Consider the following 21,790-nt stretch of genomic DNA (forward strand, 5'->3'; position numbering starts at 1 on the left):
CGCAAATGACTGGGTCACCAGTTCGGCGCACCCCTTGCTCGCGCTGTAGGGATCGTGCCCGCCCATGGGGTCGGTCTCGCGATACCCCCAGCACCACTCGTTGTTCTGGTAGCATTTATCGCTGGTTACGATCACCACGGCCTGGATCGACGGCACGTTGCGGCAGGCATTGAGCAGATTGGCCACGCCCATCGTGTTGGTGGAAAAAGTGCCCAAGGGATCCGCGTAGGAAGGGCGGACCAGGGGCTGGGCCGCGAGATGGAACACCACCTGCGGGCTGCAGGCAGCCACTTGGCGAGCGAGTTCCGCAGCATCACGGATGTCCAGACGCGCTCCGGGCACAAGGGCATCGAGCCCGACTAGCTCGGCCATGGCCGGATTGCTCGGAGGATCGAGCGACAGGCCAAACACCTGGGCCCCGAGACGTGTCAGCCACAGCGAGAGCCACGTCCCCTTAAATCCACTATGTCCCGTGACCAGAACTCGTTTGCCGGCATAGGCAACTGCAGTTTTCATAAAATAACCGAACAGGTCCTCTTACGGTTGGATGTTGTCGGACGGCTCTGCCATACAACCAGTGCCGGCTACCAGATTTTCCATGGGGGCGATCCCCCATCCCACAGGTTTTCAAGATATTGCTTGTCCGGCAAGGTGTCCATGGCTTTCCAGAAACCGGTATGCCGGTAGGCATGAAGCTGCCCTTCACGGGCCAGCCGCTCCAGAGGTTCACGCTCCCATATGGTGGCGTCGCCCTCAATGTAGTCGAGCACCTTCGGCGAAAGCACGTAAAACCCGCCACATATCCATCCGCCGTCGCCCTTGGGCTTTTCGGCAAACCGCAGCACGTGATCCCCGTCCAGGGCCAGGGCTCCATAGCGGCCCGGAGGTTGCACCGCGACCAGGGTGGCCAAGGCTCCGCTTTGCTCATGCGCCCGGATCTCAGCGGGTATATCCAGATCGGCGAGTCCGTCGCCGTAGGTCATGCAAAAAAGATCGTCATCACCCAAATACGGCCTGATGCGCTTAATCCGTCCGCCAGTCATGGAGGCGTCACCGGTATCGACCAGTGTCACTTTCCAATTCTCGGCGGAATTTTTATGATATTCAACCGAATTATTGCTCATATCAAACGTGACGTCGGACATGTGGAGATGATATTTCGAGAAATATTCCTTAATCAGGTAGCCCTTGTACCCCAAACAGATGACAAATTCGTTAAATCCATGGGCGGAATATATCTTCATGATATGCCACAAGATCGGTTTGCCGCCAATTTCCACCATAGGCTTAGGCTTAATCTGCGTCTCTTCACTAATCCTGGTGCCAAGACCGCCGGCTAAAATCACTATTTTCATGAGGTATCTCTCATCTATTCAAGGAATTGTGAAACTCGCAAGCACTTCCCAAAAAAAAAGTATTCCATAATGGTTACGACCAGTCAACGCCCCAAAATCACTGTCAGACATTCTTGGGACCAGTCAATTCACTACGAGACCAGGGTGCTGCGAAAAAATACCCACAGGCCACCTCGCTCTATCCTCGCAGAGGGTTGCGTGGAAGATAGCCTACTTCTAGAGCAAAGAACTTGGGCATGACCTGCCCGGGACTTTTCGGCCCATCCGAAACTTGAGAAGTCGACTCGCCCGAAGAAGGACGGCAGGTCACCACCTGAGCGGCAATTCCAATAAAGCCCAACGATTCCCCGCTCGACAGAATTGTACCGGAGGTTTAATCTGGGGCTGGTCCAAAAATCACTAATAAAAATTCCTTATTTTTCGAATGTTACCCCTGGAAGGTATTCCCACATATTGAAGCAGGCGATCCAGGAAAAGCCAAGCGGATCCGACTACAAATTCCTCGCAGCGAGGACTGTTGTGCACAATCATTGTACACTATAAGCATAACCGACTCAAGAGAAGACATCAATTCATGACAGCACCCCACTCACGATAAATATTGGCCTAACAATATCGCCAATTATCTCAGAGGATAACTGCTCACCCAGTCAAGTCTGTTTTACATTCAGCAGTTCTATCAACAACAAACGCAAGAAGTATCGATACAAAATAAATTTAATATGCACCATATTGACGCGTTAACAATCAAATATAACACACAAGGACATCGTTGTGACAGTTTAATGCATCCAATAACTTATTTTCGATTCTATAAGAATCCAGAAATAACGAATACTCATAAGTTACGTGTAAAATATGCAATCTTGCAGCTGCATGAAAATTGTTTTCCTCATGAAACGTCGCACAATCTTAAAGGCACAACGTCAAAAATCTATAGCCTTTTAGCGCTTATTTATGAATATAATTTCACTTAAATTTAATTTACTATATCTTCTGCAATGGTGACAAGCATCGGCGCACAAAATCAGGAGGAGTTTTAAATGCATTCTGGAAGATCGTTGAGCCTTTGAACCCCAGGCCAACGAAAGACGGTGATAAGTAACATCGACGCAAGGTTGGAAGAGGCAGAAAATAGATTGAGGCGCGTATTGTCTTTTTTGCCATCGTGTCTGTGTTGGAACCAGCATTCAATTGAAGGCGTCGCCCAAAGCAGTTTTTGGCAGTCCGGGAGCAATTCATCGAAATTTCAGAGAAGGCGAGCAGTCGGACTTTTTCTGAAACCTTGGAAGTGTGTTTTGGCTGAGTATGACGAATGGGAAGGACATGTGCGCTCTCGCGGCGAAGAACAATGGGAGAATGTGGAAGAAACTTCTTATAAACCATGCCCGTGGGGCGTAGAAGCCTGCCATTTTTGGTTTAACTGGTGCCGGATATAGGCGGTTCGGTATAAAAAGATCGGGGCAACCCATTTTGCATAGATCTATTTGTCGGCGGCAATCATTGCATTATAGAAGATAAAAACTAAAAATACTCATAAATATGTCATTAATTGATACATATATTTTACACATGTTTTTAAACTATGAAATTTTAATGCGAAAGTGTCAAGGAGACATCATGAAACTAAGTAAAATAAAAAAAATCATAGGCATACTTCCCATTAAAAACCAAATAACTCTAATACAAAATGCCGTACCATTAGCACAATCCGTACCAGACGTCCTTGAAATTGCAACCTATTTGCTTGCGCTTGGACTAAAAGAAAGTAGCATCGAGTTACTATCCAAAAAAATCGATGATCGAAAAATCCTGCCGTCACTTAACGACCATGATGTTTGCCTTTACCTAGCACTAAAAGTGCACCTTGGAATCATTAACAAGCCCAGCGACGTCAATGATTGCTTTTGCACTATTCCAGACGAATGGCCAATGAAGTGGTTTGCAAACTGGATGACAACCGGTAGTATCGAAACATGTGAGGCATCTCCGGCAGAAGCTAATCCATTCTTATTAGATAATTCATACAAAGCTGTCTGGAATGATACATGCTCATCATGCAGTAACACATCAATATACTCTTTGGATAGTGGATTTATTTCAACAGACTCTCGAACAATTAGATGGATATGTCCCCACTGCTTGGCGAAAAGAGCTTGGGATAAAGAGAAGGCTCGCATTTTTCTTTGGAATTTCTTTTCAAATTGGATAAATACTCAAATGGATGAGCAAAAGGGGGTCTTATCCTCCGATAAAATTAATGAAGGTATTGGCATAGCCGATTCCATTCATACTATTGCACCGATCAGATTTGGACGTTTGCCGACAGAAGCCATTGGTCACCTCGCCTTGAATTCCTCAATATATCTTGCCTATAAATCTTTAGGTCTGACAGGTGAATCACTAGATTACGTCGGGATTGACTATGACATCTTCATGTCTAACTCTTATCTTGTAGAAAAATTGACTACAGTGTTTGACTTCCATCCAATTGCCCCTCAATTTTTAAAATACAATCTACCAAGCTACATGGAAATCCCTGAACTATCTATAAAACACCCGGAGTTATATACTGATCCCTTTGGCCAATTAAACAGATCAATCCCTCCATTTTCTTTTTCTCTAAAAGAACGACTTCAGGCCAGTCGTGAATTAGAAGCTATTGGAGTTCCACGAGGCGCCAAATTTATTTGCCTACACCTACGGGATGAAGCATATGAAGCAGATATCCGAAAAATGTACAAACCCATACACACGCGTTACCGATTTACATCTCAAGACAATTACAAACTGGCAGCTGAATACCTCGTAGAGCTAGGATATTATATAATTAGGACCGGGAAAAAAGTCCAAACGCCGCTTTCATGGAGTTCCGATCGCATTATTGATTACGCCAGCAACTATGATTCTGAATTTTTAGATATATGGCTCTTCTGCAATTGCGACTTATGCATAAGCACTGGATCTGGTCCAGATGTTTTATCAAGAATTTTCCATCGTAATCTACTTTATACCGACTGGATAGGACCTGTTGTGCCACAGAATGCCTATGAAACTGGTGCCCTTTTTTTACCGAAAAAGTATTACTATAAAGATGGACGACGTGTAACAATAAAAGAGGCTAGGCATCACAAGTTATACACTAAGCTTTCATTTGATGACCTTGGCATTTATGTTGAATGTAACTCTCCTGATGAAATTTTACTAGCAGTTAAAGAAAAGCTATCCATCATGAACGGAGAATGGATTCCTTCTCCCCTAGTGGAGGAACTTCAAGATCGCTATGCTCAAATTGCAATGATGGCTTCTTATTACAGTTGTGATATATTAAAAGAAAAAATTAAATCGAGAAACAGCTACAGACAATATGCAAGACCAGATCGTATTGTTTCACATTATCTTTTAGCCGACTACGAACAAGAGTTAGCGAACAGCAGAAGTAAACACAAAGACTGAAACAACTTAGATATAACAGTGACTAACTCTTCGTGCGCTCATTTATATACTATCAAAAAATGACATACTGCACAATTTTACAGCAGAAAAGTGTTAAAATGGCGTTTACTTCTCTTTTAGCACATAGCATTACTCCTGTACGTGCAATCCACTTCAGTAAAAATACGAAAAAGTGGCTAAGATGACCCACCTAAGAATATTTCCTTATAACTTAGAGCACAAAGGACTTAACAAATCGTACTGAATTTGCTATATTCTGTGCAACAAACTCACAACCACATAAAATCCGACAACTTAAAGTCGTAACTCTTTTTTGCACACTATACAAACGAAGTCACCACCATGAACAGCAGCCTGCCAAAGCAAAGCTGCATGGGCTCAACATGCACACATTTACAACAAGGGACCTCCCTCACTTTAAATTCAAAAATCTTCAAGATAAACCTTCTATGCATGGCAATACGATCTGACCTTTTTTACAAATATTATTTGTAATTATATTTAATACTGTTCATATTGAATAACGCTGTCAACCATCTTATCATTAAAATATAAAGTTTATAAATACATAGCTGCGACGCGCAAGGATGCTTATGACAACCTCTTCTTTCAATAAAACCACAGCAGTCTCAACAATTAATATTGAGAAAATTGCACAAGCACTCAACACAATAGATTGTCGCATTCTTCCCGCTTTCCAAAATGTCCACCTCAATATTTACGATGCATCAAAAATTGCAAAAATCCTCATCGATGACAAAAAGATCCTTGAATGCGCATCTTTAATATACTGGTCATTTCACAAGAATCATGACTTACCTTTAGATATTGCTTTGATATTTTCTAGTTACTTAGGCGAAATTGGCTTTATGGATATTGCGCTTGACATAAGAAAGGAGGCTCAGATTGACAATGACAAACGTCTGAGCTCCTCTTCACTTTCAAACACTCCTTTACGAATTGTCTCCAGTGACTACACAGATGTCATCGGGCACATTGGTATCTTAGAAGCTATTTACAAATTGCAACACAGTGGCATTGGAACAAGATTCAAAATTTGCATTAACAAACCTCAACAGGCAGCCAATAAAGCATTACTTGATAAATTTTCCCTTTTGTTCCCCTATATTGAAATCCCACCATCTGAATTAAACAACTCGGCATTTGCACATGCTAAACTCCCCTTAAGCGTCATTCCTCTGTCAGATGGACGCATTGTTGGGCTCTTTGAAGCTGCCCTTTTGGCAGAACAAAAATGGCAACAGAAATTTTCCAGCCCTGTTTTAAATCTTTCTGAAGAAGAACAACAACAAGGCAAATCAGAATTAAGTCGACTTGGAATCCCGAAAGACGCTTGGTTTGTCGGGATGCATGTTCGCGAAGATTTACACTCAAGTCGTAATTTGTGCAACGCTGACATTACTACATATTATAAGGCTATTTCAAACATTGTTAAACGGGGAGGATATGTCGTAAGAATAGGAAACAAAAATATGCCGCCGTTGCCAACTATGAAAAATGTAGTTGACCTAGCTCACAATGCTGCAAGAACTCCTTTTCTCGACATGTACATATGTGGCGCTTCTAAATTTTTCATCGGAACGAGTTCGGGTCCACTCGCTGTCCCCCCCTGTTTTAATGTCCCAACCATCTATACAAATGCATTTCTTTTTAGGACGCATTGGTATTCTCAAGGCTTAAGAGTTCCGATACTATATAAAAATAAATCAGGACAATTATTAACAGTTGACAGTTTATTAGAAACTCCTTTTACAAATACGCTAAACCCCGCTCTCCTTGACCAGCTCGGGATAATTCCAGTATTTAACACTTCCAGTGACATTTGTGACGCTGTTGACGAAATGTTCGATAGGATTGACGGCAATTTTACAGTGCCTCTCGGATATAATTCGATTCAAGACAAATGGCTCCATGTCAACGATAGATTTTTACACAAATATTCGTTTAAAGGCACAGAAAAAACTGTTTTTAAATTTGCGCAAATGCACATGTCGCTGCTCTAACTTGTCGCTTTTTTAACACCTGTGTATCATTAGCACTGCACAGTATATTTTTTTGATAACCTTTAACTTAAACCATGCAACCATGGTTTCGCCAGCAGGTCCACATTATGATTGAATCAAAAATTCTTTTGATAAAAGATCTGGCAGACATAATATGCACCTTGAAATCAAAAAACAAACGGATTGTGCTCTGTCACGGGGTCTTTGACCTCTTGCATATTGGACATATCCGCTACCTTCGCGAGGCCAAGTCTCATGGCGACATTTTAGTTGTCACCTGTACGCCTGACCGCTTTGTCGACAAGGGACCAAATCGTCCTGCTTTTGACGAAAAATTGCGCGTTGAGGCTTTAGCCGCCTTGGATGTAGTGGATTACGCTGCCATCAACGAATGGGCCACTGCCGAAGAAACATTGCGCTCCATCAGGCCAGATGTTTACGTGAAGGGGCGGGAGTTTGAGAATCTCGAAGACCCGACAGGAAAGATAAGCAGGGAAGCCGCTGTTGTTGAAGAAATTGGTGCACAAATTGCTTTTGCCGGTGATATTGTATTTAGTTCTACAAATCTTATAAACCGGTATTTATCAAATCTTTCTCAAGATTTACAGGAATATCTGAAAATATTTCGTGAACACTATGATCTTGATTACTTCACTGCCATGCTCGATGCAATGGGGAAACTCAAGGTGCTTGTACTGGGAGACACCATAATTGACGAGTATCAATATTGCTCGGTCATCGGCAAATCGTCCAAAGACCCAATTTTGGCAGTTAAGGCGCAGTCCAAAGACACCTTCGCCGGCGGAGTCCTCGCCGTGGCCAATCACGTTGCCAACTTTGCCCAAGAAGTCTGCATGATCACTATTCTTGGCGATCAACCACGCTACGAAGACTTCATAGCCGCAAACATTAATCCAAAAATTCAAGCAGAATATCTTACCAAGTACAACAGCACGACAACCGTCAAACGACGCATTGTCGAAGGCTACAGTTTCACAAAGCTCATCGAGGTCTACGAACTGGACGAGACCCCACTACCAAGCGATTTTGACGCTCTTCTTTGCCGTAAACTTAAAAGCATCATGCCTAATTATGATCTTGTTCTCGTGGCAGACTTCGGCCATGGGGCCATTAGCCGAAGTATGATCTCTACTATTTGTGAACATGCTCCCTATTTAGCGATTAATACACAGGCAAATGCGGGAAACAGAGGCTTTCATACCATCAGTAAGTATTCACATGCCGATTTTGTGAGTCTTGCCGAGCATGAAATCCGCCTCGATATGCGCGATACCGTAGGAAACCTTCGCCCCATGATGGAGCACCATGCCACGCGCATGGGTTCCAAAAACTTCGTGACAACCATGGGGCGTCAGGGGTGCGCTGTGCTCGCCGATGGCGGGGCATTCGCCAAAGTCCCGTCCTTTGTATCAAATGTAGTCGACCGTGTCGGGGCGGGTGATGCCTTTCTCTCAGTTGCGGCCATGGCATCGCGGGTTGGCGCCAAACCGGAAGCTATCGGTTTCATTGGCAATACCGTCGGCAGTTTGGCTGTCAGCTATATTGGCAACCAGACCTCCATTGGGCCAATCGCGGTTTTAAATTACCTGAAATCTCTGCTGAAGTGATACACTATGGCTTCACATTATAAACAATTCGATCGGACCTCCCTCGTCCTTGAGCCGTTGGCAATGCGGCAGCATGATCTTGATCTTTCTGTCGTCAGGGACATCGTTGCGGCAGACAGCATTTCCCCGGACCTGCGCCAAGTTGCCAATGATTTGGTCCGAGCCCGTTCCAAGGCAGCCGGCATCATGATGTTCGGGGCGCATGTCATCCGGAGTGGCGTCCAGCGTTATATTATTGACATCATGCGCCGTGGCTACCTGACCTGCCTCGCCACCAACGGCGCCAGCGCCATTCACGATTATGAACTGGCGATGATCGGGGCCACGACCGAGAGTGTGGCCCGCTATATCCAGGACGGGCGCTTCGGGCTCTGGCGGGAAACCGGCAGGTTAAACGACATTATCACTTCCTCACGTGTGGCAGGGCTAGGCTTTGGCGAGGCAGTAGGCCGCGAAATCCTCGAAGGCGATTATCCGCATAAGGACATAAGCATTTTTGCCGAGGCCTACCGCCTGGGAATACCCGTGACAGTGCATGTCGGCATGGGCCACGACATCATCCACGAGCACCCGAACTTTGACGCCGCTGCCTCGGGGGAAATGAGTTATCGGGACTTCCTCATTTTTACCGAGTGCTTGCAAAAATTATCCCATGGTGTGATTATGAACTTCGGCAGCCAAGTCATGGCTCCGGAAATTTTTCTCAAGGGATTGGCCATGGTGCGCAATGTCTCCCGTCACGTTGACCGGCGCGTGGAAGAATTCACAACTTTGGTCTGCGACTTGCATCCACTTCCGCAAGCACTTGGCATGGTGCCGACCAAGGACTCCCCTTTGTACTATTTCCGCCCCTGGAAAACCATGCTGGTGCGTACTGTTACTGGGAAAGGTCACAGCTACTATGTGCGAGGAAGCCATGCCGAAACTATCCCCCAGCTCTGGACCGCACTCCGAGATTCAACATTCTGACAAGAATCGCAACGTCGGGCCCACATGGCTGGAAAACACTGCCGTCATCACACAGCTGCTGGAAAATCTTTGTGCCACGGATCTGGCTGGACAGGCCCTCGTCGCAGACAAATCGTTTAAGGATTGGGCGAACCAAACCGTTCGTGCCCGTTCAAACCGCAAGACCGTTTATCTCATCGGCAACGGTGCCAGCGCTTCCATGGCGAGCCATATGTCCGCCGACCTGGCCAAAAATGCTCATGTCCACACGCAAGTCTTTACGGACATGTCCCTTCTTACGGCTGTTGCCAACGACATCTCCTTTGCGGAAGTTTTTGCCGAGCCCTTACGGCGCTGCATTAATCCCGAAGACATGCTTGTAGCCATCAGTAGTTCTGGCAATTCGCCCAATGTTGTCCGGGCCGTCAACGTGGCGCGAGACGCAGGGGCTTTCATTGTCACGCTTTCAGCCATGGATTCCGGCAACAGCATTCGTACCATGGGCGACTTGAACTACTGGTTACCAGCCCGTACCTACGGCTTGGCCGAGACCAGCCATGCAGCCATCCTGCACTACTGGATGGACCTCATGGCACTTACCACGAACACGTAACGCCGTAGTAGAACTCATGGACAAATATCGCATTGATTCGCACAAGCTTCTCTTTCACGTCGACCGTGTGCACCAATGGCTCCAGGACGACCTGATCATTCCCCTGTACATGGAGATCAGTCCTGCGGGCGCTTGCAACCACCGCTGCATCTTTTGCGGTCTGGATTTCATGGGCTATAAGCCCCGCTTCCTGCCGCGGGAACTGCTGCGCGAACGGTTTGCAGAAATGGCCCGCCTGGGACTCAAAAGCATTATGCTCGCCGGCGAAGGCGAACCATTCATGCACAAGGCCCTAAGCGGCATTGTTCTTGACGCCAAGCAGGCCGGTATTGATGTGGCTATCACGACCAACGCCGTGCTCATGAGGCCGGAAATCAGTGAGCAGATACTTCCCGCCTGTTCCTGGATCAAGGTCAGTTGCAATGCCGGCGAACCCGAAACCTACGCCCGCGTGCATGGTACCAACGCCGCTGACTTCAAACGTGTCTTTGACAACTTGGAACAAGCCGTGGCCATCCGCGAACGACAGGGCTCGGGCTGCACCTTGGGATTGCAGGCTTTACTCCTTCCTGACAACGCAAACGAAATCAGCAGCCTGGCCAAGCGTTGCCGCGATATTGGACTCAATTACATTGTTGTAAAGCCTTATTCCCAGCACCCGCTCAGCAAGACAACCCGTTATGCCGACGTGGCCTATGCTGGATATGAGGCACTCGCCCAGGAGCTCGACGGCCTGAGCAATGATTCGTTTCAGGTTGTTTTCCGTCTGAGCGCCATGCACAAATGGGATGACAAGCGCCATGATTATGCGCGTTGCCTTTCACTGCCATTTTGGTCCTATCTCGACGCAGGGGGGAACATCTGGGGATGCAGCATGCATATGGGCAACGAACGCTTCCTGTATGGCAACATCCATGAGCAAACATTCGCGGAGATATGGAAGGGCGAACGTCGCCAGGCTTCTCTGGATTGGTGCCGTGAGTCCCTCGACCCCACTCAGTGCCGCGTGAACTGTCGTATGGATGCGGTCAATACCTATCTTTGGGAGCTGACGCATCCGGGTCCCCATGTGAATTTTATCTGAGATACGATATGGCATCTCCAGTGGAACGCAAAGTTGGTCTTGATTTTGACAACACGATCGTATCCTACGATGCGCTGTTCCATGCTCTGGCTGTGAGAAAGGGTTTGATCGATGCATCCCTTCCGGTCGACAAGGCTACCGTGCGTGATGCTGTACGCGCTTTAAGCGGCGGGGAGAAGACTTGGCAGGCCTTACAGGCCGTTGCCTACGGCAGCGGCATCCACGAAGCCCGGCTCTTCCCAGGCCTCGTCGCATTCTTGGATGCCTGCACCGCAGCAGACGCCCCCGTTTTTGTGGTCAGCCACAAAACCCGCTATGCTGCCGCAGATCCGAGGGGCGTCGATCTGCACGGCTGTGCGCTTGGCTTCATGGAGCGCCACGGTCTGTTTGCCCACGGTCGGATCAACCCCGCCCAAGTCTACTTCGAACCAACACGGGCCGCCAAACTCCGACGCATCCACGACCTCGGCTGCACGCATTTTGTGGACGACTTGCCGGAAGTACTCCTTGACGACGGCTTTCCCCGGCTCACACAGCGCATTTTTTTTTCACCGGCCAGCACCGGCCTCCTCCCGGGGACGCAGCTTACCCAGTCCTGGGATGAAATCCGCAGCCTTCTCTTCGGAACCGGGGCAACGCGCCATGCACTTTCCTGACCTTGAACCGCTCGTTGGCGAACCTGTGGCCTCGATTACCCGACTAAGCGGTGGGAAAAACAGTCGATCCTGCAAGGTCGTCCTCGTCAGTGGGGCGACGCTTGTCGCCAAATGGTATCCCAGTCTAGCCGATGATCCGCGCGACAGAATAGGCACCGAGTTTGATGGCTTTACCTTTCTGCGACGTCATGGACTGCACATGGTGCCGCGCCCGCTGGACTTGGACCGCAAGCAACGACTCGCCCTCTACGAATTTGTTCCGGGCAGCCAACTCGCGGCTGATGACGCCATGGCCCATCTGGATGCGTTTTCCGATTTCGCCGCCAAGCTGCGAAGGCTCCACCACGCCCATCCCGGCGAATGGACAAGGCCAGCTTCGGATGCCAGCTTGTCCAGCCGTTGCCTCGACCGCCAGATCAGTGCCCGCCTGTCAATCGTGGAATCCTTCAAAACGCATGAACCATGTGCGGCAGAGCTCCGGGCGTTTCTGATCGATCATTTTGTCCCCGCCTTCAGGACCATCCGCCGCACCGCCCTTGGCGCCATGGAAGCTGCGGGAACGCCAACCGTGCTCCCGCACGCGGAGTTGACGCTCAGCCCTTCCGATTTCGGCTTTCACAATGCCATTCGCCATGCGAACGGGGAAATCATCTTTGTGGACTTTGAATATTTTGGCCTGGATGATCCAGCCAAACTTGTTGCCGATTTTTTGCTGCATCCAGGAATGCAAATCGATGCATCGGCCAAGCAGCGCTTCTTTTCCAGTATGCTGCGTTCCTTCGGAACCCGGGACTTCCGGCGGCGCTTCCCGGCGATCTACCTGCTCGCTGGTCTGAAATGGTGCATGATTCTGCTCAACGAATTCAGCCCGGCCGGTCTTGCCCGTCGGCGTCTGGCGACAACCACGAATCTGGAAATCACATCCGTCCGCATGGCTCAACTTGGCAAGGCGCGAGCCATGCTCACTCTTCTTATGGATCATCATCGGAGCTTTCCCTATGACCTTGACAACGGAATGCAAGACGATGCGCAGACTTGATACACGTTCTCTCATGCTGCGCAAAATCATCCTCCAGACCCTTGGTTGTGCCAAAAGAGGCCATCCTGCCTCGGCATTTTCCTTGGTGGAAATCCTGCGCGTCCTTTACGACCACGTTTTACAGTTCAATCCGGCTTGGCCCACCTGGCCGAACCGTGACCGCTTCATCCTGAGCAAAGGGCATGGCTGCCTCGCTTTATATGCCATTTTGGCCGATAAAGGGTATATTCCTCAGGAGGAACTCACTCGCTTCTGCCAGCCCGGCGGCATCCTGGGCGGACATCCCGAGGCATGCAAGATTCCCGGCGTGGAGGCCTCGACCGGCAGCCTGGGGCATGGTCCATCCATTGGCGTGGGGTTTGCCCTCTGCGCCAGACTTGATGGGACCGGCGCCCGGAGCTTCGTGCTGATAGGCGATGGGGAATCGAATGAAGGCTCTGTCTGGGAAGCTGCCCTCTGCGCTGCCAAGCATCGTCTCGACAATTTTACTATCATTATAGATTACAATAAGCTACAGTCTTACGGCCCGACACAGCAGGTTCTGCCGCTGGAGCCCTATGCCGCGAAATGGGAGGCGTTCGGCTTCGCCGTGCAGGAAGTTGACGGGCACGACATCCAGGCGCTCCAAGAGGCCTTTCTGGCGCTTCCCCTGACCCCGGGCAAACCGAGCGTGGTCATCTGCCATACAGTGAAGGGCTGCGGACTCCCGTGCATGGAGCACAACCTCAAATGGCATCATAAGAGTAATGTCACGGAAGAAGAGGTCCAGCGCCTCGTGTGCGAGTTGGAGAATGCCCATGCGTAAACTCTGTTTGCAGGAAGTCTGCCGGCTGGCCAAAGAGCGCTCCGAGATCGTTTTCATCGGCTCAGATCTGGGCGTTGGCACCCTGGACGAATTTCACCAAGCCATGCCCGAGCGTTTCTTCATGGAAGGCATAAGCGAAGCCAATGTCGTCGGCATGGCCGCTGGCATGGCTCTCAGCGGGAAGATCCCCTATGTCAATACCATTGCCTCCTTCCTCACTAGACGGGCCTACGAGCAAATTGCCATCGACGTCTGCCTGCACAACGCCCGGGTGCGCCTCATCGGCAATGGGGGGGGGTGGTGTATGCGCCGTTGGGTCCCACCCACGAGGCCATCGAAGATCTGGCGCTTATGCGCGCCTTGCCGGGCATGTGCGTTGTCGCCGTGGCCGATGCCGAGGAAATGCGTCGGCTGATGCCGCTTACCGTGGACTACCCCGGGCCAATGTACATTCGCTTGGCCAAGGGCTTTGACCCCATCGTTACGGACGCCGCCCGTGCCTTTGCCATAGGGAAAGCCATCTCCTATAGTGAACGGGGCGAGGCGCTCCTGGTGACCACAGGCATCACCCTCGGTCTGGCCAAGGAAGCGTGCGGGCTGCTCGCCGCTGCGGGGATTTCCACGGCCCTCTTGCACATGCCCACGGTCAAACCCTTCGACACCGGGGCATTCCTGGATCATTGCTCCCCGGTGCGGGCGGTGCTGACCATTGAGGAGCACTCGGTTATCGGCGGGCTGGGAAGCGCCGCAGCCGAAGTCTTCGCGGAGGCGGGTTTTTCCGGCAAACGTTTCCGCCGGCTAGGCATTCCCGACCGTTTTCCTGACGATTACGGCTCTCAGGCCTCGCTTATGGCCGCGTATGGGCTCACCGCCCAAGACGTTGCAAGGACCGTCCAAGATCTGCTGGGATGTCCCCTATGAACCGGGAACTCTTTATTTACAACAAGCTGCACAAGCAAACGCAGCGAGATTTCCTCGGACGGATGCAGGACGACAAGATCGGCTGCATGAAGATCGCCAAATGCTACGACCGGGAGTTTTGGGACGGCGACAGACGTTTCGGCTACGGCGGCTATCACTATGACGGCCGTTGGAATGTCGTGGCCAGGGATTTGATCCAGACCTATAACTTGCCTCAAGATGCCCGCATCTTCGAAGTCGGTTGCGGCAAGGGCTATCTTCTCTATGAGTTATCCCAATTGCTGCCGAAAGCGCAGGTGGCTGGGTGCGATATTTCGCGCTACGCCATAGAAAACGCCAAGCCCGAAATCAAGGACAGGTTGTCGCTGCATCGCGCGCAAGACGCCATGCCCTTCGCAGATCAAACGTTCGATCTTGTTTTTTCCATCGCAACGCTGCATAACTTACCGCTCCAGGACCTCAAGCCGGCCTTACAGGAAATCGAGCGCATTGGCAGGCAGCATTATGTCTGCATCGAAAGTTATCGAAACGAAACGGAACTGTTTGCCCTCCAGTGTTGGGCGCTCACTGCCGAAACATTTTTGAGCTTCGATTCCTGGCGCTGGCTTTTCTCCGAATTTGGGTATAGTGGCGACTATGAGTTCATAACATTCTAGTCGTTTTTAGTGGCGTCGTGCGCCCCGATGTATCAATGCGAGATGCACGATTTTGCGCAAAACACAACATCCGAAACAGTAACAACACACGCGCAACCGACAAACACTGACCACAGATTCATAAAAACTACCGAACAGGACGCTACACGCCAGTTCAGTGGGTTGACAATGTCCAGGATACAAAACAAACAAGCTCGCTGCGTTTTCAACTGCAAGGCGGTATAATATGCCTCTTCTTTACACACCGTTCAAGATATTTCATTACAAGAACAAGATAGATTCCTTGCCGCAACAGAGTGGCGCTATTCTGCCGCCTGTGCACATTCGCCTCAAGCCGACCAACCGGTGCAATCATAACTGCCGCTATTGCGCTTATCGCGCGCAAGGGTTGCAGCTTGGCCAGGACATGCGAATCGGCGACATGATCCCCCGCGACAAAATGGCTGAGATCCTGGAAGACATCATCTCCATGGGCGTCCAGGCCGTGACCTTCAGCGGAGGCGGCGAACCTCTCAGTTACCCGCATATCGTCGAAAGCGTCCGTACCTTGGCGCAGTCATCCGTTCGTTTTGCCGCACTCACCAACGGGGCTCTCCTCAAGGATGCCGTTGCGGCACTTTTCGCGGCCCATGGCACCTGGCTTCGCGTCTCCATGGATGGCTGGGACGACGAGAGCTACACCCGCTATCGTGGCGTTCCCTCCGGCGAATACACCAGGATCATGGCCAATATGGCGGCGTTCAAGCGTCTGGGCGGCGGTTGCCTCCTGGGCGTCAGCCTCATCGTCGACGAGGAAAACCACGACAGAATTTTTGCCCAGGTGCGTCGTTTAAAAGACATTGGCGTCGATAGCGTCAAGATATCACCTTGCATCGTGAGCAATGACGGCGCCGTCAACAAGGCCTATCACAAACCGTTTTTCGACATAGCCAAGGAGCAGTCCCGGCAGGCCAAACAGGATCTCAGCGATGCGGCTTTCGAAGTGTTTGACTCCTACCACGAGCTCGAGGACAAATTCCAAAAAGAGTATACGTGGTGTCCCTTCCTGCAAATGCTCTGCGTTATTGGCGCCGACTGTAACGTCTATACTTGCCAGGACAAAGCCTACAACCTTGATACGGGCATCCTCGGGTCATTGCGCGAAGAACGGTTCAAAGCATTCTGGTCCTCCGAAAAGTCCACTTTTTTCAAGGTCAATCCAGCTCGTGACTGCAACCATCATTGTGTTGCCAACGGGAAAAACAAGATGCTGCACGACTATCTTGACGCATCTCCCCAACATCTTCCCTTTGTCTGAGTTCTGTTAAGGACAAGAAATACCAAGGAGCGACGACATGCCTGTCGCCAGGGCGTTTATTGACTACTACGCGGCCAACAAGATCTCACCTGTTTCTCAGGACATATCGGATATTGCCAAGCATATGCAGCGGCGATCCTCGCTCCTCCGTCTGCTTGGCATCCCTCCTTCGTATGTCCGCGGAAAATCGGTGATCGAATTCGGTCCCGGAGGCGGCCATAACGCCGTGCATCTCGCTCGGCTTGGGCCGACGACCTATGTACTTGTGGATGGCAATCCGACCGGCCTGGAACAGGTTCGCGTCAATCTCGCGAGGCATGCGCCGGCCTGTTGTCCCCGCATTGTTGAATCGCTCATCGAAGCGTTCGCCTCCAGCGAAACCTTCGATTTTGTCCTGTGCGAAGGCGTCATCCCCCTGCAAAACGATCCTGCGGCGATGACCCGCAAAGTTGCAGCCCATACGACGCCCGGCGGGGTGTTCGTCATGACGGCGGCTGACAGCATCTCCTATTTGGCCGATCTGCTCCGAAGAATATATGGGCAAGCTCTCTTGGCCGGAAGCAGCGAATCGCTCGCCAGCCAGGTGGAGATGCTCCTCCCTGTGTTCAAACCGCATTTGGATACACTGCCGGCCATGAGTCGTCCCTACCCGGATTGGATTCTCGACAACATACTGCAGCCCTTTGTCGGGAAGCTCTACTCGCTGGCCGAAGCCATAGACGCACTCGCGGACAGCTTCACCTTCCACGGAAGCTCGCCCGATTTTATGACGGATTGGCGATGGTACAAATCCTTGTTCGGAGAAGCCCGCGACTTCAACGCCAGAGCCCGGGATTGTTACGCCAGCAATCTGCACAACCTGCTGGATCATCGGTACGTCTGGGAACCTCGAAATCCAGGGGACAATGCTGTCCTCAAAAAGCATTGCGACGCGATTTTCGCGCTCTGCCTGGCGCATCAATCTGCCCTACATCCGCCAATCCTGCTGGATGTCGCCAAGCACGTGGAGGCCATAGCCGCCTTCACGGCAAACTTTTCCCCGCAAACGGCCACGGCGCTTCGCGACTACGCTGGCGGCATACGGTCCATGGCTGCTGGAACCGCGCCCGAACAACTCGATGAGTTTTGCGCCCTTTTCGGACGCGGGCAGCAATATGTCTCCTTTCTTCGAAACGAACCGGACATTGGGCTGTGAACATGCGCCATATCGAAACCAGCGCCGAGGTCCGCACGGCTGCGGAACCCGTACGCTTCATGACCCAATCCGACATCCGCGATCTGAAGGACGGTGCGGCCCGCAACGACAGCGGCAAATTACGGCTGTGCCTGCATCGGGAGCTTGACGACCCTGTGCATGAGATGTGCATTGTGCACTTGGCGCACGTCTTTGTTCCGCCGCACAAGCACATAGGGAGAGAAGAATCCTTTCTGGTCATTGAAGGCCGGGCCTTGCTCGTTCTTTTCGACACGGCCGGGAATCCAGATGTCGTCCAGGAAGTTGGAAACTACGCATCAGGATTGCCCTTTTATTGCCGCATTCCTGAAAACACCTATCACTGCCTGCATTTTCTCAGTGAAGCATTTGTCTTCCACGAGGTCACCCAGGGGCCCTTCCTCCCTGAGTCCTCTGCATTCGCCCCTTTCGCACCGCCTCCTGATTCCAGCGAGGCGATCAACACGTTCCGTGCGTTTCTCGCATCCTTGAAGGAGGTCAGGTGACATGCTGACGCTGTCGTGTCGTTCCTGCCACACCGCATCGCTTTCCGAACTGATTGATTTTGGTCCGCAGCCGGTGGCCCACAACTTCCTGGCGCATGGGACTGACCCCGATCCTCTTGTGCATCCTTTACGACTGCATCGATGCGAATTTTGCGGTCTCATACAAATCGTCGATCCCATCAACCCCGAGTTGCTCTATAAAGACTACAACTATTGTTTCAGCACCTGGAAACCGCAGCCCCATGCCTTGGAAGAAGCCGACCTGGTTGCGGCATCCGCGAGCCCGGCGGGGAGCGTGCTGGAGATCGGCTGCAACGATGGTTTTTTCTTGGATCTTCTGCGTGAACGAGGGGTCGGGCACGTAGAGGGCATCGAGCCGAACCCACTGGCCGCCGCCGCCGCTGAAGCCAAAGGATTGTCTGTCACACGGGGTATGCTCAGCGAGGCCTGTGAGGCGTTGTCTCAAAATGGGCGTATGGGAATATTTGACGTTGTCGTCGCCCGGCAAGTTCTTGAACACATTGTCGATCTGGACGATTTCTTCGACGCAGTCCAGGCACTGCTCAAGCCCGACGGGCGACTCTTTGTGGATATTCCTGACTTTGAGGGTGCGTTGCAACGCGGTGATTGTTCCTCCATCTGGGAGGAACACGTGAGCTATTTTACCCGCGACATCCTGCTTGGTATTTTGGCTCGCCACGGCTTCGCGCCCGAAACCGAGCGCCAGTACAATTTCAGCGGCGGGACGTTGGCCATCCTTGCGAAACGGACCAGTACGAGCCAAATCCCGCAGCAGACCGTTTCCCGGATGGAGGCCCTGGCCTACCCCGACAAGGTCACAGCCTATGGCAAGGCCCTGCGTGAGCGGTTGGCAGCATTGCGCGAGGCAGGCTTTCGGACCTTCCTTTATGGCGCCGGATGCCGCAGTTGCACCGTGATCAATGCCCTGAAACTTGGGCCGTTGCTCGATGCCGTCGTTGACGACCAGCCAGAAAAGCAAGGCAGATTCATGCCCGGGAGCAAACTCCCCATTCTGGCTCTCGAGAGTGGGGAAGCGCGGGACGAACCCGCCGCCTTCCTGCTTGGAGTCAATATGGAAAACGAGGGCATTGTCAGCAACAAAATCCGGACCTATTGGTCCGCTCCCTTGCGTATGGCTTCGATTTGTTCACCCAACAACATCATGGCTGAGTTGGACAAACTCACGCCTTGAGCGGAAATCATGCCCAACCCAAACAGGCACGCTCTCGTTATTGGCGCCAGCCGGGGCAGCGGCAAAATCGCGGCCCTGACCCTTGCGCGTGAAGGGTTCCAGGTTTCGGCTTTCGGACGCAGACCGGCTGCTGCAGTTGGGACACTTCCAGATACAATAACCTACGCAAGCTGTGATATCCTTGACCCGGAGGCATTCGAAAAAGCCTTCGAAGCAGCCATTGAGACCTATGGCGACTGGTCTGCATTGGTCTTCTTTCAGCGTTACCGCGGTCCGGCGGATGATCCTGACGGTGAATACCGCACCAGTATCTGCGCCACGCAACGGATCGTTGAGATGGCCGCCAAGGACATGACTCCTGGTCAAAACCGCTCCATAGTTTTTGTAGGGTCCCTGGCGGCACGTCTGGTTGTTCCCGAGCAGGACGTCTTTTATCATGCTTGCAAAGCTGCCATGGTCCATATGGCACACTACTATGCTGTTCGACTTGGTCCTTTTGGCATTCGAGTCAACTGTGTCTCTCCAGCTGTTGTGCTCAAAGACGAATCTCGTTCTTTTTATGAATCCCAAGAAGATTTACTAAAACTCTATAAAGAAATCATACCTCTTGGAAGAATGGGAACTTCACAGGATATTTCTGATCTTGTAGCATTTTTATGCAGTGGTCGATCTTCATACATTACCGGTCAGGACATTGTTATTGATGGTGGGATTGGTCTGCAGGCCCAGGAAGGCTTAGCGAGACGTTTGACAGGAACCGTATCTTAGTTCGCTCAATTCGTGAAGAAAGGATAATGATTTATGGCCAAACATTATAAGCGTACGGATTGCCGGCTTTGTGGAAGTTCATACCTCACCAAGGCATTCGTCTTACAGCCCACTCCGCTTGCCGATTCCTATCTCCCTGATGCCGATCAAGCCCGCAATCTGCCAAGCTACCCGTTAGACCTGTACCTGTGCGCCAACTGTGGCCACGCGCAACTGCTTGATGTCGTCATGCCTGAAGAGATCTACCTGAACTATATTTATGAAACGAAAACCTCCCTTGGCCTTCGCAGCCATTTTGAGCAGTATGCCCGCGACACCCTCACGAGCATACAGCCGGCCGAAGGGAGTTTTGTCCTGGACATTGGCAGTAATGACGGCACGTTGCTGACTTTTTTCAGACAAGCCGGACACCGGGTGCTGGGGATTGATCCAGCCGGCGAGATCGCCCGCCGGGCAACCCGAAAGGGCATCCCAACCCTGGCTGCCTTTTTTGGGCCTGACCTCGCCGATACAATCAAATCCGAACATGGCCCTGCCACGATTGTCACCTCCAATAATCTCGTGGCCAACGTTGACGACCTGCACAGCTTTGTTGACGGCATTCGTCGAATTCTGGCGAAAGATGGCGTCTTCATCTTTGAAAGCTTCTACATGCTCGACTGGATGCGTAATTTTGTTTTCGATTTCACCTACCATGAACACCTTTCCTATTTTTCCGTTACTCCCCTCAAGCGATTTTTCGCCGAGCAAGGCATGGAACTCATTGATGTCCTCCATACCCAATCCAAAGGCGGCTCCCTCCGTTATATCGTACAAATGGCCGAAGGCGGACGGCAGCCAAGTCCGCGTATTGCCGAATACGAGATCCTGGAAAAGCAACATTGCCTGCATCAGCTCAGTGGACTTCAAGCTTACGAAAAAAGTGTTCATATTGCTGGTGAAAAACTGCGTGAATATCTTTCAACAATTATCAAACAAGGTGAGCGCATTGTCGGGTACGGCGCTTCCGCCACGACCACAACGCTGCTATACCAGTTTGGATTACATGAATATTTGACATTTATCGTTGACGAGAATCCAGACAAGATAGGCCTGTATGCCCCTGGATCTGGTCTTGCCGTCTACTCTCCCGACAGGCTTATGCACGATCGTCCGGAAAATGTGCTCATCCTGGCCTGGCGTTACGCGGAACCAATAATAAACAAGAATCGCAATTACCAGGATGCCGGCGGACGGTTTATTATTCCCCTCCCCACGCTGCAATTTGTTTAAGGACGCACTTGGCGACTGCACAGGCCAAGGACCCCGCGGGCTTTCAGAGAGGACAGAGCAACACGGATAGGGAGTAACTGCAGCCAATACCGGGCAGCAACATTCCCCCACGGGGCAGCCTCTGTCGTTGCGCCCTTGGAAAGGGTCCGATACCGCCGACCAAACCTGGAAGCCGGGAATGGGTCAGCCCCGGCGCCCGAGCTGTGCCGGCCGGGGCAGTGCCGTCCCCGGCGGGTCTGTCCCCGGCGCTCTGTTGGATTTGACACTTATTTGTGAACAATAGCACAATACCTATTCCTGCTCCTTTTTCAAAAAAAATCGTTGCCACGGCCGTTT

At 51.1% G+C, this 21,790-nt stretch carries 20 protein-coding genes; 18 read left to right on the plus strand and 2 right to left on the minus strand.

From position 1 onward, the window contains the following. Together NY78_RS20670 and rfbF are read right to left on the minus strand one after the other, a co-directional pair. Positions 1-516 (minus strand): GDP-mannose 4,6-dehydratase (locus NY78_RS20670; protein ID WP_043640577.1); only part of this gene is annotated, 516 nt, incomplete at its 3' end. Between the two features lie 68 nt (positions 517-584). Then, complete coding sequence (gene rfbF / locus NY78_RS20675; protein ID WP_043640552.1) at positions 585-1,355, minus strand: glucose-1-phosphate cytidylyltransferase; 771 nt, start codon at positions 1,353-1,355, stop codon at positions 585-587. Between the two features lie 1,620 nt (positions 1,356-2,975). Between rfbF and NY78_RS24095 the strand changes: the two genes are divergently transcribed. The 18 genes from NY78_RS24095 (at position 2,976) to NY78_RS20745 (ending at position 21,454) form a co-directional block, all read left to right on the plus strand. Beyond that, positions 2,976-4,811, plus strand: a complete 1,836-nt coding sequence (locus tag NY78_RS24095) for a TIGR04372 family glycosyltransferase (protein WP_197084292.1) — start codon at positions 2,976-2,978, stop codon at positions 4,809-4,811. 593 nt (positions 4,812-5,404) lie between these two features. Next, a complete protein-coding gene (locus NY78_RS24100) occupies positions 5,405-6,835 on the plus strand; it encodes a TIGR04372 family glycosyltransferase (protein ID WP_197084293.1) in 1,431 nt (476 codons plus the stop codon). 107 nt (positions 6,836-6,942) lie between these two features. Then, positions 6,943-8,463: a PfkB family carbohydrate kinase gene (locus tag NY78_RS20680; RefSeq protein WP_043640555.1), complete on the plus strand. Its 1,521-nt coding sequence runs from the start codon at positions 6,943-6,945 to the stop codon at positions 8,461-8,463. 6 nt (positions 8,464-8,469) lie between these two features. After that, the gene (locus tag NY78_RS20685; protein WP_043640557.1) at positions 8,470-9,432 is read left to right on the plus strand and encodes a hypothetical protein; all 963 of its coding nucleotides are present in this window, start codon (positions 8,470-8,472) and stop codon (positions 9,430-9,432) included. Next, a complete protein-coding gene (locus NY78_RS24105) occupies positions 9,380-10,024 on the plus strand; it encodes an SIS domain-containing protein (protein WP_231584064.1) in 645 nt (214 codons plus the stop codon). Before NY78_RS20685 ends, NY78_RS24105 begins: the two co-directional genes overlap by 53 nt. Before the next feature lie 16 nt (positions 10,025-10,040). Beyond that, positions 10,041-11,108 (plus strand): radical SAM protein, encoded by a 1,068-nt coding sequence (locus NY78_RS20695; protein WP_043640559.1) that lies wholly within the window; start codon positions 10,041-10,043, stop codon positions 11,106-11,108. 20 nt (positions 11,109-11,128) lie between these two features. Beyond that, positions 11,129-11,764: a hypothetical protein gene (locus NY78_RS25345; RefSeq protein WP_053062299.1), complete on the plus strand. Its 636-nt coding sequence runs from the start codon at positions 11,129-11,131 to the stop codon at positions 11,762-11,764. Beyond that, complete coding sequence (locus NY78_RS24110) at positions 11,751-12,803, plus strand: aminoglycoside phosphotransferase family protein (RefSeq protein ID WP_047960329.1); 1,053 nt, start codon at positions 11,751-11,753, stop codon at positions 12,801-12,803. Before NY78_RS25345 ends, NY78_RS24110 begins: the two co-directional genes overlap by 14 nt. Further along, positions 12,763-13,608, plus strand: coding sequence for a transketolase (locus NY78_RS20710; protein ID WP_082140149.1), 846 nt, complete (start codon positions 12,763-12,765; stop codon positions 13,606-13,608). The genes NY78_RS24110 and NY78_RS20710 overlap by 41 nt, the downstream gene beginning before the upstream one ends. Then, on the plus strand, positions 13,601-14,023 hold the full coding sequence (locus NY78_RS25655) for a hypothetical protein (RefSeq protein WP_269430882.1): 423 nt from the start codon (positions 13,601-13,603) through the stop codon (positions 14,021-14,023). Before NY78_RS20710 ends, NY78_RS25655 begins: the two co-directional genes overlap by 8 nt. Continuing rightward, on the plus strand, positions 13,909-14,529 hold the full coding sequence (locus NY78_RS25660) for a transketolase family protein (RefSeq protein WP_269430883.1): 621 nt from the start codon (positions 13,909-13,911) through the stop codon (positions 14,527-14,529). Before NY78_RS25655 ends, NY78_RS25660 begins: the two co-directional genes overlap by 115 nt. Continuing rightward, positions 14,526-15,185, plus strand: a complete 660-nt coding sequence (locus NY78_RS20720) for a class I SAM-dependent methyltransferase (RefSeq protein ID WP_043640566.1) — start codon at positions 14,526-14,528, stop codon at positions 15,183-15,185. The genes NY78_RS25660 and NY78_RS20720 overlap by 4 nt, the downstream gene beginning before the upstream one ends. Positions 15,186-15,411: 226 nt before the next feature. Further along, a complete protein-coding gene (locus NY78_RS20725) occupies positions 15,412-16,482 on the plus strand; it encodes a radical SAM protein (RefSeq protein ID WP_043640569.1) in 1,071 nt (356 codons plus the stop codon). A 37-nt stretch (positions 16,483-16,519) separates the two neighbouring features. Then, positions 16,520-17,677 carry a class I SAM-dependent methyltransferase gene (locus NY78_RS20730; RefSeq protein WP_043640572.1) on the plus strand — a complete coding sequence of 386 codons (1,158 nt, stop codon included), beginning with the start codon at positions 16,520-16,522 and terminating at the stop codon, positions 17,675-17,677. 2 nt (positions 17,678-17,679) lie between these two features. Continuing rightward, entirely contained in the window at positions 17,680-18,201 is a 522-nt protein-coding gene (locus tag NY78_RS20735) for a WbuC family cupin fold metalloprotein (RefSeq protein WP_047960330.1), read from the plus strand. 1 nt (position 18,202) lies between these two features. Then, complete coding sequence (locus tag NY78_RS24115; RefSeq protein ID WP_082140150.1) at positions 18,203-19,414, plus strand: class I SAM-dependent methyltransferase; 1,212 nt, start codon at positions 18,203-18,205, stop codon at positions 19,412-19,414. Positions 19,415-19,423: 9 nt separating this feature from the next. Next, positions 19,424-20,182: an SDR family NAD(P)-dependent oxidoreductase gene (locus tag NY78_RS24120; RefSeq protein ID WP_082140151.1), complete on the plus strand. Its 759-nt coding sequence runs from the start codon at positions 19,424-19,426 to the stop codon at positions 20,180-20,182. Positions 20,183-20,215: 33 nt separating this feature from the next. Further along, positions 20,216-21,454, plus strand: a complete 1,239-nt coding sequence (locus NY78_RS20745; protein ID WP_043640574.1) for a class I SAM-dependent methyltransferase — start codon at positions 20,216-20,218, stop codon at positions 21,452-21,454. Positions 21,455-21,790 lie beyond the last annotated feature (336 nt).

Origin of the sequence: Desulfovibrio sp. TomC, from assembly GCF_000801335.2 — a bacterium.
Classification (GTDB): Bacteria; Desulfobacterota; Desulfovibrionia; order Desulfovibrionales; family Desulfovibrionaceae; genus Solidesulfovibrio.